This is a genomic window from Limosilactobacillus albertensis (assembly GCF_014145555.1).
GTDB lineage: Bacteria > Bacillota > Bacilli > Lactobacillales > Lactobacillaceae > Limosilactobacillus > Limosilactobacillus albertensis.
In genome coordinates, this window is the sequence record NZ_JACIVD010000044.1 from 88,530 (window position 1) to 115,263 (window position 26,734).

Annotated in this window: 27 protein-coding genes and 1 other RNA gene; 24 read left to right on the forward strand and 4 right to left on the reverse strand. The window is 37.3% G+C overall.

Going from position 1 to position 26,734, the window contains the following annotated elements:
- Positions 1-7 precede the first annotated feature (7 nt).
- The 20 genes from fucP (at position 8) to H5S41_RS01270 (ending at position 19,018) form a co-directional block, all read left to right on the forward strand.
- Positions 8-1,363, forward strand: a complete 1,356-nt coding sequence (gene fucP, locus H5S41_RS01175) for an L-fucose:H+ symporter permease (RefSeq protein ID WP_182601766.1) — start codon at positions 8-10, stop codon at positions 1,361-1,363.
- Between the two features lie 220 nt (positions 1,364-1,583).
- Entirely contained in the window at positions 1,584-2,435 is an 852-nt protein-coding gene (gene cdaA, locus H5S41_RS01180) for a diadenylate cyclase CdaA (protein WP_153710099.1), read from the forward strand.
- On the forward strand, positions 2,419-3,309 hold the full coding sequence (locus H5S41_RS01185; protein WP_182601769.1) for a CdaR family protein: 891 nt from the start codon (positions 2,419-2,421) through the stop codon (positions 3,307-3,309). Before cdaA ends, H5S41_RS01185 begins: the two co-directional genes overlap by 17 nt.
- Positions 3,310-3,339: 30 nt before the next feature.
- Positions 3,340-4,695 (forward strand): phosphoglucosamine mutase, encoded by a 1,356-nt coding sequence (gene glmM, locus H5S41_RS01190; protein WP_182601771.1) that lies wholly within the window; start codon positions 3,340-3,342, stop codon positions 4,693-4,695.
- Positions 4,696-4,896: 201 nt separating this feature from the next.
- Positions 4,897-6,717 carry a glutamine--fructose-6-phosphate transaminase (isomerizing) gene (gene glmS, locus H5S41_RS01195; RefSeq protein WP_182601773.1) on the forward strand — a complete coding sequence of 607 codons (1,821 nt, stop codon included), beginning with the start codon at positions 4,897-4,899 and terminating at the stop codon, positions 6,715-6,717.
- A 269-nt stretch (positions 6,718-6,986) separates the two neighbouring features.
- On the forward strand, positions 6,987-7,298 hold the full coding sequence (locus H5S41_RS01200; RefSeq protein WP_182599241.1) for a hypothetical protein: 312 nt from the start codon (positions 6,987-6,989) through the stop codon (positions 7,296-7,298).
- 89 nt (positions 7,299-7,387) lie between these two features.
- Positions 7,388-9,250, forward strand: a complete 1,863-nt coding sequence (locus H5S41_RS01205) for an acyltransferase family protein (RefSeq protein WP_182601775.1) — start codon at positions 7,388-7,390, stop codon at positions 9,248-9,250.
- Between the two features lie 13 nt (positions 9,251-9,263).
- Positions 9,264-9,731 carry a MarR family winged helix-turn-helix transcriptional regulator gene (locus H5S41_RS01210; RefSeq protein WP_182601776.1) on the forward strand — a complete coding sequence of 156 codons (468 nt, stop codon included), beginning with the start codon at positions 9,264-9,266 and terminating at the stop codon, positions 9,729-9,731.
- The gene (locus H5S41_RS01215) at positions 9,724-10,530 is read left to right on the forward strand and encodes a Cof-type HAD-IIB family hydrolase (RefSeq protein WP_182601778.1); all 807 of its coding nucleotides are present in this window, start codon (positions 9,724-9,726) and stop codon (positions 10,528-10,530) included. The genes H5S41_RS01210 and H5S41_RS01215 overlap by 8 nt, the downstream gene beginning before the upstream one ends.
- Before the next feature lie 310 nt (positions 10,531-10,840).
- Positions 10,841-11,458, forward strand: a complete 618-nt coding sequence (gene apf / locus H5S41_RS01220; RefSeq protein WP_182599245.1) for an aggregation-promoting factor — start codon at positions 10,841-10,843, stop codon at positions 11,456-11,458.
- Positions 11,459-11,559: 101 nt separating this feature from the next.
- Positions 11,560-11,933, forward strand: a transfer-messenger RNA (tmRNA) gene (ssrA, locus tag H5S41_RS01225).
- Positions 11,934-12,313: 380 nt separating this feature from the next.
- On the forward strand, positions 12,314-12,574 hold the full coding sequence (locus H5S41_RS01230) for a type II toxin-antitoxin system RelB/DinJ family antitoxin (protein WP_182599246.1): 261 nt from the start codon (positions 12,314-12,316) through the stop codon (positions 12,572-12,574).
- The gene (locus H5S41_RS01235; protein WP_182601780.1) at positions 12,567-12,938 is read left to right on the forward strand and encodes a type II toxin-antitoxin system RelE/ParE family toxin; all 372 of its coding nucleotides are present in this window, start codon (positions 12,567-12,569) and stop codon (positions 12,936-12,938) included. The genes H5S41_RS01230 and H5S41_RS01235 overlap by 8 nt, the downstream gene beginning before the upstream one ends.
- 369 nt (positions 12,939-13,307) lie before the next feature.
- Complete coding sequence (locus H5S41_RS01240; RefSeq protein WP_182601782.1) at positions 13,308-13,649, forward strand: hypothetical protein; 342 nt, start codon at positions 13,308-13,310, stop codon at positions 13,647-13,649.
- Between the two features lie 197 nt (positions 13,650-13,846).
- A complete protein-coding gene (locus H5S41_RS01245; RefSeq protein ID WP_182601784.1) occupies positions 13,847-14,128 on the forward strand; it encodes a type II toxin-antitoxin system RelB/DinJ family antitoxin in 282 nt (93 codons plus the stop codon).
- Positions 14,118-14,438 carry a MazF family toxin-antitoxin system gene (locus H5S41_RS01250; protein ID WP_182601786.1) on the forward strand — a complete coding sequence of 107 codons (321 nt, stop codon included), beginning with the start codon at positions 14,118-14,120 and terminating at the stop codon, positions 14,436-14,438. Before H5S41_RS01245 ends, H5S41_RS01250 begins: the two co-directional genes overlap by 11 nt.
- Positions 14,439-14,741: 303 nt before the next feature.
- Positions 14,742-15,644, forward strand: a complete 903-nt coding sequence (locus tag H5S41_RS01255; protein WP_182601788.1) for a hypothetical protein — start codon at positions 14,742-14,744, stop codon at positions 15,642-15,644.
- A 138-nt stretch (positions 15,645-15,782) separates the two neighbouring features.
- Positions 15,783-16,502, forward strand: a complete 720-nt coding sequence (locus H5S41_RS01260; protein ID WP_163705092.1) for a response regulator transcription factor — start codon at positions 15,783-15,785, stop codon at positions 16,500-16,502.
- A complete protein-coding gene (locus H5S41_RS01265) occupies positions 16,502-17,989 on the forward strand; it encodes a sensor histidine kinase (RefSeq protein WP_182599248.1) in 1,488 nt (495 codons plus the stop codon). Before H5S41_RS01260 ends, H5S41_RS01265 begins: the two co-directional genes overlap by 1 nt.
- A gap of 168 nt (positions 17,990-18,157) precedes the next feature.
- Positions 18,158-19,018, forward strand: coding sequence for a GRP family sugar transporter (locus H5S41_RS01270; protein WP_182601790.1), 861 nt, complete (start codon positions 18,158-18,160; stop codon positions 19,016-19,018).
- 37 nt (positions 19,019-19,055) lie between these two features.
- On the opposite strand, the gene H5S41_RS01275 is transcribed toward H5S41_RS01270, so the two are convergent.
- Positions 19,056-19,670, reverse strand: a complete 615-nt coding sequence (locus tag H5S41_RS01275) for a sugar O-acetyltransferase (RefSeq protein ID WP_182601792.1) — start codon at positions 19,668-19,670, stop codon at positions 19,056-19,058.
- 178 nt (positions 19,671-19,848) lie between these two features.
- On the opposite strand from H5S41_RS01275, the gene H5S41_RS01280 reads away from it, so the two are divergent.
- The 3 genes from H5S41_RS01280 (at position 19,849) to H5S41_RS01290 (ending at position 22,763) form a co-directional block, all read left to right on the forward strand.
- Positions 19,849-21,207, forward strand: coding sequence for a glucose-6-phosphate isomerase (locus H5S41_RS01280; RefSeq protein ID WP_182601794.1), 1,359 nt, complete (start codon positions 19,849-19,851; stop codon positions 21,205-21,207).
- A 67-nt stretch (positions 21,208-21,274) separates the two neighbouring features.
- Entirely contained in the window at positions 21,275-21,484 is a 210-nt protein-coding gene (locus tag H5S41_RS01285; RefSeq protein ID WP_163705096.1) for a hypothetical protein, read from the forward strand.
- Between the two features lie 97 nt (positions 21,485-21,581).
- Positions 21,582-22,763, forward strand: a complete 1,182-nt coding sequence (locus H5S41_RS01290; protein ID WP_182601796.1) for an ROK family transcriptional regulator — start codon at positions 21,582-21,584, stop codon at positions 22,761-22,763.
- A gap of 121 nt (positions 22,764-22,884) precedes the next feature.
- Here the strand turns inward: H5S41_RS01290 and H5S41_RS01295 are convergent, their stop codons facing one another.
- Entirely contained in the window at positions 22,885-23,184 is a 300-nt protein-coding gene (locus H5S41_RS01295; RefSeq protein WP_182597783.1) for a hypothetical protein, read from the reverse strand.
- A gap of 112 nt (positions 23,185-23,296) precedes the next feature.
- Entirely contained in the window at positions 23,297-24,694 is a 1,398-nt protein-coding gene (locus H5S41_RS01300; protein WP_182601798.1) for a sugar porter family MFS transporter, read from the reverse strand.
- Positions 24,695-24,990: 296 nt separating this feature from the next.
- On the opposite strand from H5S41_RS01300, the gene H5S41_RS01305 reads away from it, so the two are divergent.
- Complete coding sequence (locus H5S41_RS01305) at positions 24,991-25,674, forward strand: cupin domain-containing protein (RefSeq protein ID WP_310740884.1); 684 nt, start codon at positions 24,991-24,993, stop codon at positions 25,672-25,674.
- A 1-nt stretch (position 25,675) separates the two neighbouring features.
- On the opposite strand, the gene H5S41_RS01310 is transcribed toward H5S41_RS01305, so the two are convergent.
- Positions 25,676-26,644, reverse strand: a complete 969-nt coding sequence (locus H5S41_RS01310) for an IS30 family transposase (protein WP_085720378.1) — start codon at positions 26,642-26,644, stop codon at positions 25,676-25,678.
- Between the last annotated feature and the right edge of the window lie 90 nt (positions 26,645-26,734).

Genomic DNA, 26,734 nt, shown 5'->3' on the forward strand with positions numbered 1-26,734 from the left:
TTAAATTATGGATAGTAAAGTAAAAAAAGATCGGGAACAGAGTTGGGTTCAGCTTCCTGACGGCTACCTTAGCCGGACGCCAATGTTCCAGTTTGTTATTCTATGTTTGATTTTCCCATTATGGGGAGCTGCTGCGAGTCTTAATGATATTTTAATTACACAATTTAAGACCGTCTTTACCTTAAACGACACAGCAACCGCCTTTGTGCAAAGCGCCTTTTACGGTGGCTATTTCTTAATGGCGATTCCAGCATCGATTCTTATTAAAAAGACTTCATATAAGTTAGCAATTCTTATTGGGCTATTATTTTATATTATTGGTTGTGGATTATTCTTCCCGGCTTCACATGTTGCTACTTATAGTATGTTTCTAGTGGCTATTTTTGCTATTGCAATCGGGCTGAGTTTTCTTGAAACCAGTTGTGATACCTATGCCACAATGTTTGGTCCTAAAGATACTGCGAATAAACGATTAAATGTCGCAAATGTATTAATTCCGCTTGGTGACATTATGGGAATCGTACTCGGTAAGTACCTTATCTTTGGTGAAGGCGGAAATATTGCTGACAAAGTTGCTAAGATGTCTAAAGCCGAAGCCGAGGTTTATAACCAACACTTACTTCAATTAACTTTGCGGCCTTACAAGTACATTTTAATTGTTTTAATTATTATCTTTATTGTTTTAGCAATAACTAAGATGCCCCGTGCAAAGGCATTTTCAACCGCATCTGAGTCAAAAGAAGCTCAACCATCTCTTGGAGAAACTTTTAATTACCTATTCCACAATAAGCGGTACATGAAAGGGGTGCTTTGCCAGTTTATTTATGCTGGTATGCAAACCACTGTATGGTCATTTACTATTCGGTTGGCACTACGGTTAGATTCACATATTTCAGATGCTGCTGCTTCGACTTTTATGATTTACAGTTATATTGCATGGTTCTTTGGTAAGCTAGTTGCTAACTGGTTCCTTGATCGGTATTCAATTACTAAGGTTTTAACCTGGTTCTCATTGCTAGGAACGATTTCATTAGTGATTACATTTACTGTTCCAAATATCGTCGCTGTTATTGCGGCAATTGCTACTAGTTTCTTCTTTGGTCCTGAATGGCCAACCATCTATGCTCATACTCTTGATCAAATTCACGAAAAGAAATACACCGAAACCGGTGGAGCATTTATTGTTATGTCATTGATTGGTGGGGCAATTGTTCCAACTATCCAGGGACGGGTGTCTGATTTAACCGGTTCAATGCAATTATCATTTATCGTTCCGGCAATCTGTTTTGCCCTTATTACCCTTTACTTCTGGACTGAACACCGCTGGGAAAAAGCACACCCAGAAGAAGTTCAAGAACACTAAAATTTCCCAGGAAATAATTTGAAATTAATTTGGAGAGGACAAAATAAAAATTATTTGCTTCTCTATAAAATAAATTAGCTCCCAGTATTCGGTTTAGCTGAATTTTGGGAGCTATTTTGTATTATTTCCGTGAAAACTTTGCAGTATTTCCTTTTTGAATTGAGCGAAACATAAAATGAAATGATATAATATGAACGTGATTTAGAGGATGGTGAATGCGATGCAATTTATAATTTCGCTTTTAACATGGCAAAATCTGATTCACTTAATAGATATCTTAGTAATTTGGTTTTTGATTTACGAATTGTTAATGCTGATTCGTGGGACACGGGCTGTTCAGTTATTCCGCGGAATCTTAATTATTATTTTAGTTAAGATTGTTAGCTGGTATGTTGGCTTAAGCACCGTGTCATGGGTAATGGATCAAATTATCAACTGGGGTGTTATCGCAATTGTTATTATATTCCAGCCAGAGATTCGGCGGGGCTTAGAGCACCTTGGTCGCGGAACATTCTTTACCCATAATCAAACAGCTAATGAAAAAGAAGAAGATACGATTAAGCAATTGGATCAGGCAATTCAATACATGTCGAAGCGAAGAATTGGTGCTTTAATGAGTATTCAAATGAAAACAGGACTAGAAGAATATATCGAAACTGGTATTCCGCTGGACGCAGATATATCGGGTGCGTTACTCATAAATACGTTTATTCCTAATACTCCTTTACATGATGGCGCAGTAATTATTAAGGATAACCGAATTGCTGTTGCGGCGGCTTACTTACCTCTTTCTGATAGCAAGTTGATCCCAAAAGAATTGGGGACGCGGCACCGGGCAGCTGTTGGAATTAGTGAAGTGACTGATGCGTTAACAATTGTTATTTCTGAAGAGACTGGTGAAGTTTCAATTACAAAGGATAATGAATTAATTAGGAATATGTCACGTGATGAGTATCTCAAATTCTTGCGTGCCCAGTTATATACGCATGAACCTCAACACGAAAACTTAGTAACAGAACTATATGCTAAGTTTCAACGTAAAGGAGGTGGTCGCCATGGGCAAAGACACTAAAGGATTCTTTCGTCGGAAATGGTTTTTAAGGATTATTTCGTTAATTCTTGCTCTTTTCCTTTTTATGTATGTTAATGGGAGTAAAAGCGGTTTCCTTCGTCAAAATACGCGAAACAATAATCAAAGCAGTGCATTAATGTCTGACAAGTCAGCGACGATTAAGATGCCTCTTGATGTGACGATTGATAATTCTAAATATATTGTTAGCGGATACCCACAATACGTCAAAGTGAGGGTAACCGGGCCATCTGCCTTGGTAACAACGACATCGAATACGCAAAATTTTAAGATTTATGCCGATCTCTCTGATTTAACACCAGGGAGACATCGGGTAAAATTAAAAACAAGTGGTTTGAACTCGGAATTAACGTCGAAAATTGAGCCGAACTATATCAACGTTAATATCCAACCACGAAAAACAATCACAATGAAAGTTACTATTCGGTTGAGCACTAAAGATTTGGATAATGGATACAAGCTTGGACGACCGCATAGTGATATTCAAACAGTTCAAGTAACTGGTTCAAAAAATGAAGTAAATCAGGTCGATAAAATTGTTGCTTTTGTTGCCATTCCGCATAATGCTAAAGACAATGTTAGTCGGCAGGTAACATTGCAAGCACTTGATCGTAATGGTCAAACGCTTAATGTGGTTATTTCACCAACGACCACTAATGTCTCAATTCCAATTTCTGCTGGAGCGGAGAGCAGTAGTTCAAACAGCAGCTTATCCAGTAGTGAAAGTAAAGATGATACAAGTAGCAGTGCAAGGGGAACATCTAAAAGTACTTCTTCTGAATCATCTGTTGAGACATCGCAATCTTCAAGTAGTATAAATAGTAGTGAAAATTCAAGCTCAAGCAATACAAATTAATATTTTTAATATAAATAGAGGAGAAGTGAAATGAAGTTAAAATATTTTGGAACTGATGGTGTTCGCGGCGTTGCAAATCAGGATTTAAGTCCTGAGTTAGCTTTTCGTGTTGGACGTGCTGGTGGATATGTACTTACTCGTCACTCAGAGCGAAAGCAGCCACAAGTGTTAGTTTCACGTGATACGCGAATTTCTGGACAAATGTTAGAAAATGCATTGATTGCAGGACTGTTATCAGTAGGAATTGAAGTTTTGCGGCTCGGCGTTGTTACTACTCCAGGGGTAGCCTACCTTGTTCGCGCGCAAGAGGCTGATGCTGGGGTAATGATAACCGCTAGCCATAATCCGATTAAGTACAACGGGATTAAGTATTTTGGCGGAAATGGATTTAAACTATCTGATGAGCTTGAGTACGAAATTGAACAGCTGCTTGATGCAGAAGAAGATACGTTACCACGTCCATCCGATGCAGGTTTAGGAACTGTTGCAGACTATCATGAGGGTGCATTAAAATACACTTCTTTCCTTGAACAGACAGTTTCTAATGATCTGGAGGGATTGAAAATAGTCGTTGATGCTGCTAATGGTGCTACTAGCGGTTTTATTTCTAACTTATTTGCTGATATGAATGTTGAGTTTATCCCAATCAATGATCAGCCGGATGGACTAAACACAAACCTTAACTGCGGATCGACTCATCCAGAGAGCCTTCAAAAAGCGGTTGTTGAAAACAATGCTGATTTAGGTGTCGCTTTTGATGGTGACGGTGACCGTTGTATTGCTGTTGATAATGAAGGTAATATTGTTGATGGCGATAAGATTATGTATATTTGCGGTAAGTACATGGATAAAAAGGGCTTACTCAAAAAAGATACAGTGGTAACAACAGTAATGAGTAATCTTGGAATGTATAAGGCACTTGAAGCCCACAACTTAAAGAGTGTTAAGACCAAGGTTGGTGACCGTTACGTTGTTGAAGAAATGCTCAAGAATGGTTATAACCTTGGTGGAGAACAATCTGGTCATATCATTTTCTTAGATCACAATACAACCGGTGATGGAATGCTGACTGCACTTCAACTCCTGTCTGTTGTTAAAGATTCTGGAAAGACACTTGCAGAACTTGCAAACGATGTCACTACTTATCCACAAGAATTGCTAAATATCAAAGTTGCGGATAAAGCAAGTGCAATGGAAAATGAAAAGCTAAAAGAAGTCATTGCTGAAGTTGAAAAAGAAATGAACGGTGATGGCCGCGTACTAGTACGTCCTAGTGGTACAGAACCGCTATTACGGATTATGGCTGAGGCTGCTACACCGGAGTTAGTTCATGAATATGTTGAACGAATCGGTGATGTAGCACGAGCTGAATTAGAAGTAGAATAGTTAAAATGAAGGGACTAGGGAATTTAATATTTCTTAGTCCTTTTTGTGATAATCCTGTTAGTAAATTCAAACTATATAGACCAATCTGATAAAATAATTGACAAGATAACCTAAAAACTGTACTATACAATACAGTTGATTAGAGCTAGTAGTAGTTACTAGTTATCTATACCAATTTTATTTAAAGGATGGAATTTAATTATGTGTGGAATTGTTGGAGTTACTGGAACTGACAAGAGTTTGTCAATTCTAATTGATGGATTAAAGCGCCTTGAATACCGTGGATATGACTCTGCCGGTGTTTATGTTAATGATCAGCAGGGACATGATTACCTAGTTAAGCGTCCGGGCCGGATTGCCAATTTGGAAGCTGCGCTTGGCGATGAAGTACACGGTTTAGCAGGTATCGGTCATACACGGTGGGCTACTCATGGTGAACCCAATGAGGCTAATGCTCACCCGCAGTATTCACAAGACGAGCGATTCTACTTAGTTCACAACGGTGTGATCGAAAATTATGCTGATTTAAAGAAAGAATACTTATCCGATGTAAAATTTGTTAGTCAAACTGATACAGAAGTAATTGTTCAGTTAGTTGATAAATTTGTTGTTGAATCTGGAATGACTACTGAAGCAGCTTTGCTTAAGGTATTACGTTTAATTAGTCCTGATTCATCTTATGCATTTGTATTAATGGATAAGGAACAACCGGATACATTATTTGTTGCTAAAAATAAGAGTCCATTGTTGGTTGGTATTGCTGACGGTTACAATATGGTTGGTTCAGATGCAATGTCGATGATTAAGGAAACTAATACTTTCATGGAAATTGGCGATCATGAGCTGGTAATCGTTAAGCCGGACCATGTTACTGTTAAAGACTTTGATGGCAATGAGATCGATCGGCCGACATTTAAGGTTGATATGGATGCTAATGCAGCTGATAAAGGTACCTACCCATACTACATGCTTAAGGAAATCGATGAACAACCAGCTGTTATGCGGAAATTAGTTCAAGAATACTTTGGTGATAATGATGTAGCAAAAATTGATGAGAAGATGCTTAAGGACATGGCCGAAGCTGACCACTTATACATTGTCGGCGCAGGGACAAGTTATCATGCAGGACTTGTTGGTGCGCGGATTTTTGAAAAGCTTTGCGGTATTCCTACTTCTGTTCATATTTCATCAGAATTTGCTTACGAACAACCACTTCTTTCTAAGAAGCCGTTCTTTATCTTCTTAAGTCAAAGTGGTGAAACAGCAGATAGTCGGGAAGTACTTGTTAACGTAAATAAGCATAATTGGCCAAGTTTAACTATTACTAACGTTGATAAATCAACACTTTCTCGTGAAGCAACTTATACTGAATTGCTTTATGCGGGTCCAGAAATTGCCGTGGCTTCAACTAAGGCATATACTGCGCAAATTGCGGTTGAAGCAATTCTTGCACAAGCATTAGGAGTATACATGGGCAAGCAGGCTGCTAAGGACTTTGACGTTAAACATCAATTAGGATTAGTGGCTAATGGTATGCAATCAATCACTGATAGTAAGAAGAAGATTGAAGAAATTGCTTCTCGTTATCTTTCAAAGGTACCTAACGCCTTCTACATTGGTCGCGGAATGGATTGGTCAGTTTCACTCGAAGCAGCATTGAAGTTAAAGGAAATTTCATATGTTCAGGCTGAAGGATTTGCTTCTGGAGAATTAAAGCATGGAACAATTGCATTAATTGAAGACCACACTCCGGTTATTGCTATTATTACTCAAGACAGGACTGCAGGGTTGACTCGTAGCAATCTTGAAGAAACACAAGCTCGTGGTGCAAGTGCTATTACAATTGTTTCTCGGCACCTTGCACAAGAAGATGATACTTTCATTCTTCCAGATGTTGATGAAGTGCTGACCCCATTATTGAGTGTTATTCCTGCACAATTATTGGCTTACTACACTAGTCTTGGCAAGGGCCTTGATGTTGATAAGCCACGAAACCTAGCTAAGTCTGTTACAGTTCAATAAAAATTATGAGTGAGTGGAAAATAATCAGAGAATTGTTACCACTTGCTTTTTTTATCCATAATTTACAAGTAATTTGATATATTTTTGTCAATTGTTCATTATAAGGGGTTGACTTATAATATTGAAACCGCTATCATAATAAGTGCAAGGTATTAAGTAATTACCTTCTAATCAATTCTCTTTCTCTCTTATGCCAATCATCGTCGTTTAGACGGTGATTTTTTTGTTTAAACTCGCTATAATGGTAGGGTTGAAAGGGGAAGAAGAACGTGGAAGAGCAACACGAAACGTTAACATTAATTGAGGAAATTACCCGTAATGATGGCTCAAAATATTATGAAATTGGTAATATGGTGCAAAATGGACGAGCTGAATTAGCAGCTGAGCGTCACTTTATTAAAGAAGTACGAATTCTAGAGTTAAATATTCCTCATTCAAAAAATGTTATTAAATACGAACACTTTATAAACACCCATTACAAGATGCAGGACGAATCAATGGATCACTGGGAAGAGTGGAAACGACCACCCGAAATTGAGGAAATTGTTCAGGTAATCTTAAAAGAAAATCATGTTGGATAATAGACTTAATCTTGAGACTAAGAGACTAGTCTTAGGTTCTTTAATTTTTGAGCGATGCTTTGGTATGAATAAATAGTGGAGGTTAGGCAATGAAGCCGAATTTTAATCCATCGCAGGGAATGCAGACGCACTATTTTGTGACAGGAATAGATGGGCTAAGAACATTAGCTGTTTTAGGAGTTATTATTTATCACCTATTGCCCAATGTTTTAACAGGTGGATACCTCGGAGTTCCGCTTTTCTTATTAGTTTCAGGATACTTTGTGACGTACCAGTTTAGCCGCCAGCTTAAGTATGGTTACCGAATAAATCTTGGTCGCTTTTACCTTAAACGCTTTCGGCGATTATACCCGACACTGATTGCAATGTTGTTACTTACAACAGCGTATATTACATTGTTTGCTCATGAATTGCTTCATAATATTCGAGCAACAATTATTACAAATTTAACTTGGGTTTATAATTGGTGGGAAATTGGTCATGGCCAATCGTACTTTGATCAGTTTGGCGGCGTATCGCCCTTTACCCATCTTTGGACTTTAGGTGTTGAAGCACAATTTTACCTCCTATGGCCGCTAATTATTACGCTGCTCTTTAGGGTTTTTAAGGACTTAAAGAATGTACGGCGAGTAGTTTTCGGCTTGGCAATTTTGTCAGCAATTGAAATGGCTGTCTTGTACGACCCTGCAAATATCAATCGGGTATATTACGGGACAGATACCCGTGCCTTTTCGCTTTTTCTCGGTTCATGGTTAGGATTAGCGTGGCCGTTGAATCGTTTGCGACCTAATTTGCAGGCAAATAGTCGAAACCTGCTTAACGTTATTGGTATTTTAATGACCATTTTAACCATTGTCGGCTTTTGTTCGTTAAATGGTCAATCAGCCTTTACTTATCGTGGTGGCATGTTTCTTTACAGCCTTGTCGGGATGCTTCTTATGGCGACAATTCTGCATCCTGGTGCAAGTATGAATAAATGGTTTTCTAACCCTGTTTTTCACTGGGTTGGTCAACGTTCATACGGGATCTATGTTTACCAATATCCGATAATGATCTTTTATGAACGAGTAATCAACGTGGGGAATCATCCGCTAATTAATGCTTTAATTGAAATTACAATTATTTTGGTAATAAGTGAAATTTCATATCGGTTAATTGAACAACCAATTGCGCATTACCAATGGTCTAAGCTACCAGCAGACTTACAGCATGTAATAGAAACACACCAGTTTAGCTGGCAAAGCGGGTCTAAGTTATTAGCAAGCGTGTTGGTCTTTATCATTGCTTTTATTGGTTTTTGCCAGCCCAATCGTGCTCCTAAAAAGACTGCGGTTCAACAGCGAATTGAGCAAAACCATCAAGCTGCTGAGGAACATAATAAAAAAATTGCTAAAGGAGAAAATGTTGCTGAGGCGAGTGGCAATACCGCTAAATTGCAAAAACAGTATGATTTGACTCCCGCACAAGTAAAAGCGGCACAAAAACTAAAAGTAACGGCGATTGGTGATTCGGTGATGGCTGATGCAGCTGACAGCATTCAAAAGTTAATGCCGAATGCTTATGTTGATGCGCAAGTAGGAAGACAAGGTTCAGCAGCACCGGGAGTAATTAAACAATTAAAAGCTGATGGTCATTTGAATAAGATTGTAGTCCTAAATCTTGGTACTAACGGTCCGATGACACAGGATACGCTTGATAATATCCTAAGTGCGATTGGGCCTGGTCATCAAATCTATTGGGTTACAGCACATGTTCCAACTAAGCCATGGCAGCAAACAGTTAATAATGAAATTAAGGATATGGCAAAGAAACATAAGAACATTCATGTAGTGGATTGGTATAAAGCTAGTCAAGGACATACTGAATGGTTTGCAAATGATAATGTTCATATGGGGCCAAGCGGTAATGATCACTTTGCACGATTAATTGCGAAAACGATATTGACTAAATAATTAGGGGGATATGATGGCAAATGAAGACCAGCTGCTGGATAAGGCAATAAACATCTATTTAACCGGCTTGAAGGGGTTGGAAAGTTTTATTTCCGAACCAGCAAGTGAATATAATTTATCCTTTGAACAATTTTTAATTCTAAGAAAAATTATTAATCACCCTAATATTAAGCTGATGGACATTGCTGAGCAGCGGCAAGTGACAAGAAGTGCTGTTTCCCGTCAGTTAAGAGTTCTGTTTCAGCAAAAGTATGTTGAACAAAAAGCTGATCCGGCAGATCGTCGTCGAATGTTTCTTGTTGCAACCAATAAGGGAAAAGATGTCGAGACTAAGATATGGCAGAAAATCAATCAGCGATTTGCAAAGTGGGTGCAAATATATGGAGAGAAACGTGCCAGTCAATTTTTAGCACTTTTTGAAGACTTTAACCAACAAATAATTCAAGGAAATATTAGGAAGAAGGAAAGAGAAAATGATTAAAATGATTGCCCTCGACCTCGATAATACGTTGCTAAATAGTGATAAAGAGATTAGTAAGCGTAATGAACAGGTTTTAAAGCAATTACACGAACAAGGAATTCGGGTAGTGCTATGCACAGGACGACCAATCAACGCAATCTGGCCATACATTGAACAACTTGGTTTAACTCAAGATGAAGATTATACCATCACATTTAACGGTGGCTTAGTTATTAACAACAATTCGCGCGAGCATCTCTTTGAATTGGGAATGAAGAAAAGTGATTTATCGCACTTGTTTGATTACGTTAGAAGTGAAAAGATTCCATTAGACGTTTTAGATTTTGAACGAGTTTATGAACTGAGTGACAATCCTGGATCCATTTACCGCACTGTTTTAAGAAATATTGAATTTAATGATCTAGCAATGAATGATTTGCCGGAAACTACCTATAGTAAGGCGGTAATGGCAATTGAGCCGGAAAAGCTGACTAAAATTATTAGTAACCTTCCTGCTGAACTTAAAGCTCATTATCATGCTGTACAGTCGCAACCAATGATAATGGAATTTTTGCCTAAGAATTTAAACAAGGCGGTTGGACTAAAGGCATTATTGGACCATTTTGGTGATGACTTTAGTAATTTAATGTCATTTGGGGATGCAGATAATGACCTTGAAATGATTAAGGCGGCAGCTCAAGGAATTGTAATGGAAAATGGGTTACCAAATGTAAAAGCAGTTGCCACGGCAATTACTGATACTAATGATAATGATGGTGTCGCAAAGTATTGTGAACGTTATTTTGCAACACTTTTGTAATAAAGATAGTTATAAAGCTAAAATAAAGGGCGGTTTTGGAGCAAATATGAAATTTTTGCGAAGAAATCAGCTTTTTTTATTTATTTTTTTATAAATTGCCTGCAAAAGTTATGCAAACCGAAAACGCAACCAGCACAAGGACTTAGCTGGTTATGGCTATAATATTTTAAAAGCTATATTACAAAAAGCAAACGGAGAGTAGTAAATAGAAATGGTGCTGTTACAGCTTTGTAATATTAAGAGTGTAGTATATAGGGTGTTGAAACGGAAAAGATAATTTGCTAAATAATAAAGGATGGTTATTTAATTTATGATTTCTAAGAAAAACTTTGCTAAAGTATCTGCTACTCTTGGTGCAGTGGCCTTAGGTGTTAGTGCAACGGCTACTGCTGCTAATGCTGACACTATCTACACCGTACAAAGTGGTGACACACTTTCAGGTATTTCTTACAAATTTGCTAAAGACAACAGTATGATCAATGATCTTGCTAAGAAGAACAATATTCAAGATATTAACAAGATTTTTGTTGGTCAAAAGTTAATCATCAAGAGCGATGGTGAAATTCAAGAATACAATGCTCAAAATGCAGCTAATGCAAATGTAGCAAACAACAATACTCAAGCTACACAACAACAAACTACTCAAGCACAACCTCAACAAGCACAAAGTCAAGCTAACCAAAGCTACACTTCAAATGCTTCAGGTTCAGAAGCTGCTGCTAAAGCTTGGATTGCTGGTCGTGAATCAGGTGGTAACTACAACGCCACAAACGGTCAATACATTGGTAAGTACCAATTATCTGCATCATACCTTGGTGGTGACTACTCACCAGCTAACCAAGAACGTGTTGCTGACCAATACGTTGCAAGTCGTTACGGTTCTTGGACTGCTGCCCAACAATTCTGGCAAGCAAACGGTTGGTACTAAAATAAATAAGACTAATCAATTTTATTGCGAGACTGATGGAATATTATTTCCTTCAGTCTCGCTTTTTTAGGCTAATATGTTATAATAGTAGTACTTCTTATGGGGATGTTTATGGATTCGACAGGTATAGGTCGAGTTTCAATTGCGTTTCGAAGGTTGCGTCTTCGTAAAAACGCTCAGTTTTAAATTATAACTGCAAACAATAATTCAAACGCATACGCATACGCTGCCTAACAAGTAGCGCGCGTAGATCCATTCCGGGTTCGTCCATGATGCGGTAATGGGTTTTATACTTAGTGGACTACGCTTATTACTCCCGTTTGAAGTAATAAGAAGAGATTAATCAAACTAGCTAATCATGGTTGCCCTGATCAACGGCGTTTTGGTTAGTGAAGTTTAAATAGTTGAGATATGAACGTAGAGGTTGAAATGGCGATATGCTTGGACACGGGTTCGACTCCCGTCATCTCCATTGCTAGCTTGCAGCTAATTGCAAACAACATTAAAAGCCCGAAATAATGGGATTTAGGAAAATGTAAAATTTAATGAAAAGCATTGAATTGCATTTAAATGTTGTATGCATGTTGTATAGAAAAAACTAGATATCATTTGGGCATGGCTACCACATCTTATTGTGGTGGTTTTTTCTTTGTTATTAGATTATTTGACATCTATGAAATACAACAGGTAAGGATTAATTTTTTGCTTTTGTACCATTATAATTTTTTCTACTCTTCCTGATAGCGGAGAACTATATGTACAGTGAATTATGATAATAAAGATTATTACAAACCTCAATATTAATCGATTGAAATTGTGTGTTATTTGTCATACAATATAAATGAGGTGATAAGTATGGATTCAAGAGTAGATAGTAGGGTACCAGTTGATGTTAAGGAACGAGCTAGTAAAGAGTTAGCGGCACACGGATTATCTATTTCTAGTTTTATTCGTATGATGTTATCATCCGTAGCAAATGATGGTCTTCCTAAGTATTGGGGGATCCCGAACGCTGAAACAATGTCATCAATTGATGAAGCTATTGATGACATGAAAAAGCCGCATTTAAAAGGTGCTTCTTCGTATGATGAGTTGGAGAAGTTGCTAGATGAGTAAAATAATTCCTACAGGTCGATTCAAGAAGCAACGGAAAAAGGTTAAGAAAAATCCCCGTTGGCATAATATTTTCTATGGTGAAGTACCTTTTGAAAATGATCATCGTTCACCTTGGAAACATGTTATTGAGTGTTTCTTGAATGACCAAGAAATTCCTGATTATTTTTATGAACATCCAATTAATTTAACTAAACAGCAGCGTCAAGAGATAAAAAATCGATTTGGCAGTTTAGCAGATCTTAAAATAAGAGGTTTAGACTTACATTTTGACGGCCATAACGGGGATCACTTATTGCTATATATTCGGACAAATAAAGACATGATTTATTTAACAGGAATTGGTACTCATTCAGATTTGTTCTAATTTAATTGTATTGTGTGTGAAAGTAATATTTTGTAAATACTAGATAAGATTTGGTTGTTGTATTGAGAGTAAGTAAATTAATATGGCAAGAATAAGAATACGCCACCAAGTAAATCGAATGTAAATGTGCAGAAATATAAATTGCGGTAGCTTTATCAATTACCACTAAAGAAGGCCTTTCCTAATTACATGGGAAAGCTTTTTTGTTTTAAAAATGATATCAGGTTGATCCTCTATGCAATGTAGTTATACAGATGTATATTCTATAGCAATAATAGTAACGCACTTATTTTTACTTTTTTCTCGCGGGCGAGCCGCCCTGAACAAGTAATAGCTTTAGTTTAATCTTGTAGAAAGAAGTTGAGAATAATGCGTAATGAATTAAAATGGCTAGGAAATAAGCAACGGTATAGTTTTATTGGTCAATTTGAAAGAGTAGGGTATAAAAATAGCTATAGGACATTATTATTAAAGAATGTGAAATTAGCTGATACCGGACAGCTGATTACTATAAATGCTATATCTCAGCCAATAAACATGGCTACAAGTTATCGTACCCGACTAAAATTAAGTTTGCTAAACAACCTAAAAGTTAATGCCAGCAGAAAATGCAGATATTATCGGTTATATTATGGAAAAGAACAAAGACTTTTATATCACACAATCGGCCATATAATTCATGGTATGTTAGCAGCTATAATTCTTGGTTAAAGAGAAATAAAATATAATAATTAATCTTCAAACTGATCGTACAACATCCCTTAGAGTTCATACTTTCATTATTTAAAGTGTGAATTTTAAGAGGCATATTGGACGGTAAATAAGATAATGATAATTACAAAAGATTCAGTACTTAAAATTGATGTATAATCTTGTTAGGATTATAATATGATCATGAGGTGATTATAATGATGAATTCAGTCGCACGGAAAAATAAAAAAGTTCAAGTAAATGTTGAACGCAATTTAGCAAATGAAGCAGAAGATATTATGAATGAAATCGGGCTTAACCCCACCGTTGTTATCAATGCTCTTTACAAGGAAATCGTTGCAACGGGACGAATTCCACTCAGTTTTAGCCTAACTCCAGAACAACAAACTGCTTTAAGAATACGTCTGTTGTCAAAGGATAAGCCGGAAAAAGAAATCAATAGTGAAGAAGAAATGAAGGAGTTCTTTGATGAAGACTAATGATATTTCAATAGCTTATATTTCTTGGAATGGCGGTGGAAAAAAAAGACCAATTTATATTATTTCTGATAGTGATAATAAGGTTCGCTTCTATAAAATTACCTCCAAATATGAAAACAAATCATTTGAGATTAGGAAAAATTACTTCAAAATAGACCATTGGAAAGAGGCTGGTCTTAATAAGCAGTCTTATATTGATACAATAACTGTAGGTAAAATTGATAAGAGGAAATTTAACTTGAAGATTATCGGTAGATTGAGTAAACAAGACGCTGAGGAATTAGTAATGTTTTTAAATAATCAAGATTAACAAAGAATAATGTACAATTTAATAATTAAGTCGCTTAGCAAAAATCAACATTGCTAAAGATAACGATCCGGCTAATACAAAAACTTAGAACTGGATCATTGAGCAATTACAACGAATTTATCGATTGGGCGCGTCCATCACAGTAAAACGTGGTGGTTTTTTATTGCCTCATTTTAATCTAACAGTAATAAAAAATTTATCTACTGCTAACTAATTATAGAATCAAGATTATGATTTAAATTAAAAATATACTATGATACTATGTGAATTGGGGATATTTTATTTATAGGAGGATAATTGCAAATGGCAAAGGAAGAAAATGGTCCCAACGAAGCAATAAAGGAAAATAGTTCACAGTCATGGTTTAATTCCCATAAGACTCTTTCAATTATTGGCGGAGTTATTATCATATTGGTGGTTATTGCTGGCATTTGGGGAGTCGTTCATCCACGAGTTTATGGTACATATTATGGTTATATTGATGGTAAAAAGAACGTTAAGCTAGTTATCGATAAAGATGGTAAAAACAAAAAGCTTGGTTATATTCAATTTGTATCATCATCTGATACCGGAAAGGCAATGAAAGATTTTACAACCGCTTTTGACAAGAATGAACGTTCAATTAGGGAGTTTGCAGAGTACGATAAATCCGTTTCTGAATTAAAAAAATTAATGGATAGTAGTCTTTATAAAAATTACCTCAGTGAGGCTAAGGTTCCGGTACAGGTAGTTAAGCATGATGACAATTGGTATCTTCAATATCGATCACAATTATATGAAGATGCAGGCTACTCGAGAAGTGACCTCAAGGATCTTACTACAGATCTTTTTGGAGAAAAAACCTATACTAAGGATAATAAAGTTACATATGGCTTTAAGAAATTTATTGTAGGGCCTAAAGACAAGAACCTGCTTTTCTATCGGGGAGATAAAAAGCCAAATGATCCAGAAGACTGGGCTTCAAAGGGTGAGCAAAAGAAACTAGTCAAAGAACTAAATGAAGCTACTGACGAATTAAATGACTTTGCTGATATGATGAAGACAATGAAAAATTTGAGTAATCTTGATGCAATTATCGATGCGATGGATAATGGGACGGCTTCTGAAAATTCAATGTCAGATGATAGCGATGATCTTGAAGATGCAAGCACGGAAGATGTCAGTTTTAACCCGGTGACGATGAAGGGTCAATTTGTTTTTGAATAATTACTAAGGTTTGGGAATGATTGTTCTCAAACTTTTTTATTTTGGCTGAGAAATGATATTATTAAGTGAACATTGTGAATATGTTAAAATTAAGCGAGACAATACTAAATCAGATTTGATATTAGGGGAATGACAAAAATGCAAATTTTAATGATTGAAGATAACCATTCCGTCTGTGAAATGATGGCAATGTTTTTTAAAAAAGAAAAATGGCAATATGATTTTGCATACGATGGAATAGAAGCAGAGGAAAAATTTAATGCTGATCCACATAAATGGGATATTATTTTATTGGACCTCAACCTCCCTAAAAAAGATGGGATGCAGGTAGCAGCTGATATTCGGCGGGTATCACCAACTGTCCCATTAATAATGCTGACCGCCCGTGATACGGAAAGTGATCAGGTTTTAGGGCTTGAGATTGGGGCAGATGATTATGTAACGAAACCATTTAGTACGATTACGTTAATTGCCCGAATCAAAGCCTTGTATCGGCGAACTCACTTGAATAAATTAGAAGATGTTCATGACGATGAAAATGATGATACGTTTGATATTCAAACAAAGCATTTCAAGATGAATACTAAAACAAGGGAAGTATTCCTATACGATAAACCGGTAAATGATCTAACACCTAAGGAATTTGACCTATTAAAGACTCTGGCATCAAAGCCTCGCCAAGTTTTCACCCGGTCCCAATTGCTACAATTAGTGTGGGACTACGAATATTATGGCGATGAGCGGACAGTTGACGCGCACATCAAGAAGCTGCGGCAAAAGCTTGAAGATATCGGGCCACAGGTTATTAAAACTGTCTGGGGTGTTGGATATAAATTCGACGATGAAGGTAACGACTAATGAAATTAATGTATCGGCTAATGCTGTCATTTTTTGCAGTGATTATGATTTTAATGGCGATTGTTAGTATTTCATTTATTAATGTTACTAATAACACCCTATATCACAATACTTGGCAACAGCTGAAAAGTTATTCTGATAGTTTAATTCAAGATTCGATTCGTTATAATATGGCAACGCAGAGTTTTGAAGGTTTTGCGACTGAGTCATTGAATAGCAATGCTAACTTGTTGACCCGTCAAAATGTTCATTTTGCGATTTATGATACAACTCATCGTAAGATCTTTGCTAGTAATGGTTTTACTCCTAATATGAGTAAAGATGATTGGAAAAAGTTAAAAAAAGGAGAAACGGTCTATACAAAGCTAATTACTCCCAAAATCAATGCCCGGGTTTCCAATGGGACATCACCCCGAATGACAGAAGTATCACGTCCATACTTTTATAAGGGGAAAATGATTGCAGTAGTATCGATTGCAACGTTTGTATCAACGATTGAGCAAAATATGCATCAGATAAAAACAAACTTGATAATGGCGTTGCTTACTGCCAGTCTTGTTACATTAGCCGTTAGTTACTTCTTAGCGCGGTCAATTACTAAGCGGATTGATCGGCTGCGTTTGGCAACCCACCAAATTGCGCGTGGAAACTATAACGTTGAGGTTGATGATGATGGTCGTGATGAAGTTGCTGATTTGGGGCGTAGTTTTAACCAGATGACGGCATCATTGCGTGAATCACAACAAGAAATTCGGCGGCAGGAAGAACGGCGCCGGCAATTTATGGCTGATGCAGCCCATGAGATGCGGACACCGTTGACAACAATCAATGGAATCTTAGAGGGGTTACAGTATGATGCAATTCCCGAGGAAGATAAAAAGCATAGTATTCAACTAATGCAAAATGACACGCGGCGGCTAATTCGGTTGGTAAATGATAATTTAGACTACGAAAAAATCCGCACTAACCAGATCGCAATGGAACGGAAAGTATTTGATGCATCAGCTGTTCTCGAAAATCTAAAGGAGCAGCTATCTAAGAAGGCTAAAGAAAAGAAAGACACGTTGCGGTTAGATGTTGAAAAAGATTTACGCGTTTACGCCGACTACGACCGCTTTGTCCAGATTATGTTTAATATTATTCAAAATGCAATTCAATTTACTGACCAAGGAATAATTGATATTCGCGGGTACCGGGTTGAAAAAGGGAGTCAATTTGAAGTTCAGGATAATGGAATCGGAATGACCCCAGAACAATTAGATAACATTTGGGAACGTTATTATAAAGCAGATCGTTCAAGAATGAGTACTAAGTATGGCGAATCCGGACTTGGATTAGCAATTGTACACCAATTAGTTTTATTGCATGGTGGTAAGATTAACGTGAAAAGCCAACATGGAAAGGGGACCACTTTTACGATTTTCTTCCCTGACCGTGATTATGCACCCCATAATAATCAACAAACAAATAATAAAGATAAAAAGTAAGCCATTTTTTTACGTATAACGCTTTAACCTTGTAGTTAAGGCGTTTTTGTTTTTATAGACCAATTCATTTACGATGAATAATTTAAAGAAAGCGCTTGTGTAAGCGTTTACCTTGTGCTAAACTTATATCCTGTAATCATACAACGGATTGATAGGAGAGAATTTTTAATGAATTATTTACTTGCTTTAATCCCAGCGATTGGTTGGGGACTTATGCCACTAATTACTGGTAAGATTGGTGGATCAACCATTAACCAAATGTTTGGAATCGGTGCCGGTGCAACACTTGTCGGCTTAGTTGCATTTATTTTTGGTCATCCAACGGTAAGTATGGCTGGCTTCTGGTTCTCAGTACTATGTGGTGCTTTATGGACGATTGGTCAAATTGGTCAATTTATTTCATTCAAGCGAATGGGTGTTTCAAACACAATTCCGTTATCAACAATGTTCCAGTTAATTGGTAACTCTTTAATTGGGGTTATTATCTTTGGTGAATGGCATAGTGCCCACGCTCTTACAGTAGGATTCATCGCATTAGCAATTGTTATTGTTGGGGCATTGATGACATCAGTATCTGATGAGAGCACTGGAAAGAAAGTTACTGTCCAAAACTTCTTCTTCCTTCTTATTACAACTATTGGTTACTGGGTATACTCAGCATTCCCTAAGATGCCAATGATTGCTAATGACAGTTCGCTTGGAATTTTCCTTCCAGAAATGCTTGGTATTTTACTTGGATCTGTTATCTATGCGATTTGTTCAGGAAACATTGACTCATTTAAGCAAAAGAAACAATACCTTAATATCTGGGGAGGAATTTCCTGGGGTATCGCGGCGCTTGCCTACATCTTTGCAGGACGGGCACTCGGAATCAATGTTGCCTTTGTCTTCACGCAGATGAATGTTATTATCGCGACTATTGGTGGTGTGCTTATCCTTCATGAGCACAAGACCCGTCGAGAAATGTCATTCACAATTGCCGGGATCATCTTTATTGTTGCCGGAAGTATTTTAACAATTTTTGCATAAAAAATAGGCGCCTGCATGATGCAAGCGTCTTTTATTTTTAGTAAGGATAGTTTGATAAACGATCTTTTTCAGTGATGGTACGAATGACTTTACCTGGGACGCCAAGGACGAGCGAATTGTCAGGAATATCTTTAGTAACTACAGCACCTGCGCCAATAACACAGCCATTGCCAATCGTTACGCCAGGGCAAATAGTTACATTGCTTGCAAACCAACAATTATTACCGATTGTGACGGGTTTGCCATACTCAATATCATCAAATTGTCCATCAGCCTGTTTGCGGATATTTCGTTGCTGGTACATAAGGGGATGCATTGCCGTAATAATAGAAACATTTGGTCCGCACATTACATTATCGCCAATTATAACTGGGCATGTGTCGAGAACAGTAAAATTAAAATTAGCGTAGAAATTCTTGCCAAGTTTAGTAAAACGACCATAATCAATATGAATAGGTCCTTGAAGATAGACCCCATCGGCATGATCCGAAAATAGACGGTTAATAATCGCTTTTCGTTCAACCGTATCTTCATCTGCTGTTAAATTATAATCACGGCAAAGACGATGCGCAAGCTGTGAGAATTTATTAAGCTCAGGAGTACCAGGGCGGTAAGGTTTTCCTGCAAGCATATTTTCTGTATTTTGGTCCATAATTATTTTTCCTTTCTGTGATGTAAGCGGATACTTACTATGTTCAAAGTATGCCTAATTATATTTGGATTGTCAATTCTGTATTTATAAGAAAAATTTTTTAGTTCTGATTGAAACCGACTTCATTATCCGCTATGATTTAAATGTCTAAAAAATAAAAAAGAAAGAAGCTATTGGAATGACACACATTAAATTTGACAGTAGCGCATTAAAGCAATTTGTTCACGATAACGAACTTGGTGAAATGCAAGCAATGGTTAACGCCGCTAATGATGAATTACGGAATGGAACAGGCGCTGGCGCCGACTTCCGTGATTGGCTGCATTTACCAACTGAATATGATAAAGAAGAATTTTCACGGATTAAGAAAGCCGCTGATAAGATTCAACGTGATTCTGATGTTTTAGTAGTCATTGGAATTGGGGGTTCCTACTTGGGAGCACAAATGGCGATTGACTTCTTGCATAACACTTTCTACCAAGCACAAAAGGCTAAGGATCGCCAAGCACCATTAGTAGTTTTTGCTGGTAATTCCTTAAGTTCGACTTATGTTCATGATTTGATTCAATTAATCGGCGATAAGGACTTCTCAATTAATGTTGTTTCAAAGTCAGGAACAACAACTGAGCCGTCAATTGCTTTCCGAATTTTCAAGGATCTTTTAATTAAGAAGTATGGAGAAACGGAAGCAAATAAGCGGATTTATGCCACAACTGATAAGGAAAAAGGAGCTTTAAAGACCGAGGCTGATGCTAATGGATACGAGACCTTTGTTATTCCTGATGGGGTTGGTGGACGTTACTCGGTTCTTTCTGCTGTTGGTCTTTTGCCGATCGCCGCATCCGGTGCTGACATCGATAAACTGATGGAAGGAGCAGCCCAGGCAGAAAAAGACTATGTTGACCCTGATTTGACTAAGAACGAAGCTTATCAATATGCGGCATACCGGAATATCCTTTACCGTAAGGGTTATGAAACAGAGCTATTGGAAAACTACGAACCAAATATGCGGATGTTTGCGGAATGGTGGAAACAATTAGCTGGTGAATCAGAAGGTAAGGATCAAAAGGGCATTTACCCATCATCGGCTAACTTCACCACAGACCTGCACTCTCTTGGTCAATACATCCAAGAAGGTCGTCGTTTCTTGATGGAAACTGTTGTTAAGCTTGATAAGCCAAACTATGACATGGAAATCCCAACTGAACCGGATAATCTTGATGGCTTAGGCTACTTGGAAGGTAAGACAATGGATTACGTTAACACCAAGGCCTACGAAGCGGTTGTTGCTGCTCATACTGATGGCGGCGTTCCGGTTATGACGGTTCATATCCCGCAAGAAGACGAGTACACGCTAGGCTACTTGATTTACTTCTTTGAGGTTGCCATGGGAATTTCCGGCTACTTAAACGGCATTAACCCATTTAACCAACCAGGAGTGGAAGCTTACAAGACAAATATGTTTGGATTGCTTGGTAAGCCTGGCTATGAAGAAATCGGTAAAGAATTACGGGATAAGATGGCAAAGAACGATTAATTAGCTCATTAAGAGGGTGAAGGGGTAACTAACTCATTTCAGCCCTCTTTTTGTATGGAGAATGATTATGAAAAAAGATGAACTAATTGAACACCGTGACCGAGTTAAAGATCACTTAGTAGTATGGATTGTTTTAACAATTTGTCTGCAAATCCTCACTGTATTTCACATTTTAGCTTTTTTGAAATATGTAGTCTGGCTTTCGGCTGCTTACAGCGTACTGTTAATTATTTTATGGTGTTATTTAGAAATCAAACTATTGCGACTAAAACGTTAAACTAGTTAAGCCTTCTTTCGTGCTATAATAAAGCTAATTGTGCTGTAGTACAGGCATTACCGATATAAAATATTTTATTAATCAGAGGTAGCTAAAAATGATAAATGACCACCGTAATCTTTCACGAATCCAAAATAAAAAACTCGTTTTGCAACAGCTATTTAATAATACTGAAACATCACGAGCAGAGATAGCACGGCAGCTAAAATTGAATAAATCAACGGTTTCGTCAATATATGATGAATTAAATGAAGAAGGCTTTATTGAGGGCATTCGTCAGGGAGAATCGACTAGTAGCGGTGGCCGAAAACCACATCTTGTTAGTATGAACCATAACTATGGGTATGTTGCAAGTTTTAATATTGGAACAACATATATGGCAGCGATGTTTAATTATCTCAATGGAGAAATTATTCAATATAGCCGTGAACCAATTGAAAAGTTTGATATTTTAAGCATTATGCAAATGATAAAAAAGGAGATAAAGAAACTCCAAGGTGTTGATTCAACCCAACATGGTCTACTAGCGATTGCATTCTCAATTCATGGGATTGTGTATGACAATAAGGTAATTGACTCACCATTTCTTGAATTGCAGGGTATTGACCTTGAAGAATATTTTAGTAAGGAATTTGACGTACCGGTTGTCTTAGAAAATGAAGCTAATTTATCGGCAGTTTTTGAGCAAGACTTTGGTGTTAACCAAGATATTCGTGATTTAATAACTATTAGTATCCATCGGGGAATTGGTGTTGGTATTATCACAAATCACAGCTTATATCGTGGCTTTCGCGGAATGGCAGGTGAAATTGGCAGGAGCTTAATGTCTAATGACTTAGATAGCGGATCACGACAACTTGTAAAAGTCGAATCCTTATGTTCTGAAGAGGCAATTATGCGCCAGATAATGGATGCTAAGAACTTAACCTCATTAACAAGTACCGAATTAGTTAAACTTTATCGTGAAGATGACCAGGTGCAACAGATTTTAAATCATGCCGCTAATCTAATTGCAGAGGTCTCCTATAATGCGGTTGTGTCGTATGGACCAGAAAAAGTCTATTTTAATTCAACCTTGTTTGAAGATTTACCAGAAATATATGTCATGGTGCGGGATCGACTAGTAGAATTAGGGATATTTTCACCTATTCAGATGATTAAAGGATCACGAATGACATCATTATTAGGAGCAAGTTCGTTGGCAATTCACCGCGCTTTAGGATTAGATGATTATTTATTACATTTCAAGTGGCCTAAAGAAGTAAAAAATGTCGATTAGAGACTGAAGATTAGCACGGTCTCGTTACTATTTTAAATATAAAGCAGCCTCTAGTGTTCAGATGTGCCGAATACTAGAGGCTTTTTCATTCTGTGTTAGAAAATTGTCATGTCCGTAATTGTTAGATGAGGCCGAAACGATTTTTTACAGCTGTATTAATGCAGTTAGCTAACTTTTCTTTTACCATTTTCTCTGTTTCTGGGTCGTCCGCTTTATCCTTTTGATAGGCATCGATTACGATTGAAGCCATTATATGCTTAGGTTCGGAAAGAATCTTAACATCCATGTAATCAGAATTTTCGGCAGGAACATCGCTAAAAGTGAGAACGATTTTCTTATCGTTGACAGTAATTGTTAGGTTACCGCCTTTACCAATCGTGTAATCTAGCTCGTCAGGAGTACAATCTTTATATGATATCATTGTCATTCTCCTTCCTATTGCTTATAACGACTTCATTATATCATAATTTGATTTATATTAGATTTAAAAAGCCGGCTTTGCAATTTTGTCGTGCCGGCTAAATATCATGTATTTAATTTTCTTTTTGGACAGTAGTAGTTTCAGAAGATGTGCCCTTTTGCTTCTTTGTTGCTTGATCGCGTAACCATTGTTCGATTGATTCAAGTGATTTACCTTGTGTTTCAAAGACTTTGGAATGAACGAACCAAATAGCTAGAAGGCAGAAGATTCCATAACCAATAAATAGTGTACCTTTGCCGAAGAAACTAAGTAGTGGTGGGAAAGTCAATGAAACAATTGCATTTGCAGTCCAGTTAACACCAGCAGCAAAAGAATTTCCAAGGCCCCGAATGTTAAGCGGGAACATTTCGCCAATCATTGTCCACATGATAGGGCCCCAAGTACCAGAGAATGAGGCAATATAAATAACCATTGAAATGACAGCAATATCAGCAGCTAGTTTTGAGTCACTAGAATGCATTAATCCCCAACACATAACGAAGAGGGTAATGCCCATTAGCCAGCCCCCAACGATTAACATTTTACGCCGGCTAACTTTGTTCATAAGGTAGATTCCAATGAAAGTTACGATGACATTGAAGATACCGATCCAAATATGTGAAAGTAAGGCAAAGTGAACACCAAATCCAGCATCAGTAAAGATGGTTGGTGCATAGTAAAGAACCGTATTACAGCCCATTACCTGTTGGAAAATAGCTAAACCAATTGCAGCTATTAGTGCGGGACGAACCATTAGACCAAATAATTCTTTCCAACCACCAGAGACGATTTCCGCTTGTTTCTTAATTTTAGCGATATCGCCATTAACAACGTCTTCATCATTATTGTTCATTGTCATTAAGACTTCGCGAGCAACATTTTCTTTATCATTACGAACTAAGTAACGTGGCGATTCTGGAAGAATAATTGCACCGATAAATAAAATTGCAGCAGGTAAAGCCGCAAAACCAAGCATCCAGCGCCAGCCTGTATAGATTCCTTGTAGGTAATAGTTAAGAATATAAGCTAAGAGTAAACCAGACATAATCATGAGTTGGAACATTCCGGACATCATTCCGCGCTTGGCAACTGGTGCTAGTTCAGCTAAATAGGTAGGAATTAAAGATGAAGCGGCCCCAACAGCTAATCCAAGGATAATTCGTGTAAGAATTAAGGTCCAAAATTCAGGAGCTAACCCAGAACCTAAAGCCCCGATAAAAAAGAGAACAGATGTTAATAATAGCAGCTTTCGACGACCAAAGCGATCTGAGAAAGGACCAATCGTAATGGCGCCAATAATAGCACCGACAAGAACTGCTGAAACAACCCATCCTTGTTGCCAGGAATTCAATGCTAATTGCTTTTCAATAAAAAGAATGGCTCCAGAAATTGATCCGGTATCATATCCGAAGAGTAATCCGCCTAAGGCAGCAAAGAAATATATCCACCCTGATGATAATTTATGTTTCATGTTAAGTCTCCTAACTTATATACAAACAGTAATAAAAAGGTGTAAGTTAGTTGCTTGTATTAGTTAGTTTAAATAAATGACTAACTTTTGTGATAAAGTATAGCACTTTTTTTGTTTTTTGAAAGCGGTTCCTTAAAATGGATATAATAAATTATGGTCAGAATATAACAAATATTTAGATAAAAGATAAGTTACGAATTAACAAATTTAGGTTATAAATAGACCTAAACACGCAGTACTTTTTGACAGATAATATTAATGATGGAACAAAAAGTTAAAAGAAAGGAGTAATAAAGGTGCAGAGCTTCATATCATTTCCGACAATTGAATCAGGATTATATATGTTTGGTGGTCATAAGCATACGGTAAATGGCGGGTGGACTTTTTTTGAACAGAGCCATCAAGTAATTGAATTAATGATTGTGACAAAAGGGCATCAACTTACGGAGATTAAGGACTCACGTGTAATTGATCTTGGACCAGGAGATGCTATTTTAATTGCACCGGGTACGTTGCATACAAATAGGAATGCAGATGATTATAAAAAGATGACGTATATGTGTTTGCATTTTGATTTTGAAGATGTTGAATTACGTTCAAAAATTATAGGCCTTTTAGCTAATAAATTGATACCAGCACATTCGGACTTAGCGCATATATCTGGGAAAATATTGAATGATATTGTTAATTTATGTAAGGATAAAGCTCGTCGAAATGACTTTGAAGTTCAAGTAGATATTGAAATTATACTCTTACAATATCTAAAGCAATTAAGTATTTTAGTACAGAAAATAAAAGGATATAATTTGCCATTTACCGATAAGGAAGCTAAAGTTGGACGAGATATTTCAGTCACAATTGAAGATTGGGTTAATAATGATGATGTGAATTCAGCTTTTACTTTTAGTGATATTTGTTCAAGTTTGCATATAAGTAGTGGATATGGTCACCGAGTTTTTAAGCCCGAAATGTCAATTTAAATTAGAAAAATGTTGAAAGCTGTTCATCTGTGACGTGACTTAGGAATACTTCAAGTGGTGTGCGGTAGTGAAGTGACTTCCGTGGAATAGTATTTCGTTTGTGCATCAGCTGGGTGATTAGTTCATCTGGTAAATTACGGAAGTCTAATCGTTTACTGAGACCGTCACGACGTAAGATACCATTATTGTTTTCATTCAGGCCGCGTTGATTGGGCGCTCCAACCTCCGCAAAATAAGTATGAAGATCATGTTTATTGGCAATCTCACGCCAGCCCGCGAATTCCTTACCATTATCAAAGGTAATCGACTTAACGAAATGACGAGGTATTTTAGAAAGCCATTTATCCAAGTGATAGTTAACTGCTTCATCAGTTTTACGATGAACGTTAAGCACAATCATCACCTTAGATTGACGTTCCACCAAGGTCATGACCGCACCACGATGAGCTTTTCCTTGAACAGTATCAGCTTCAAAGTGACCAAACTCGTGTTGGTAGTGAGGAAAATCATGGTATCGCTGGTAAATACTCCGACCGAGATGCCCCGCCTTACCACGTCGTTCGACATAGCCATTGGGGTGTCGCTTGCCTTTCATCGGTAATTGCTGGACGGCAAAATTGTACTGTCCACGAGCAAACATCCGATAAAGTGTCCGCATACTACAGCTAATTGTCCGTTCTGCTCGACCAATGATCGTATCAGGTGTCCAGCCCGCTTTAACCTGCTCATTGATGTAGCTGATCTCATCCTTGGCTAGCTGAGCCTGCTTACGACCACAACGCTGCTTATTCCGTTGGTAAGCCTTAAGATACTGTGCAATGGTCTTACCGCTATCAAGAAATCGATAGACTCGGTAAATAGTTTCTTGGCTTCGTTTAAGCAGTTTAGCAGCTTGATAAGCCTTCGTACCTTGGTGCCAAAAATTAGCTATGAGGGTTAGTTCACGTGTGGTAAGATGTTTATAAGTCATTTGTGATGTTCCTTTACTTTTGTTTGTGGTTATTCAAAAGTCTATCACAAATGGCTTTTTTATTTTTCTAACTTAATTTTACAAACGGCG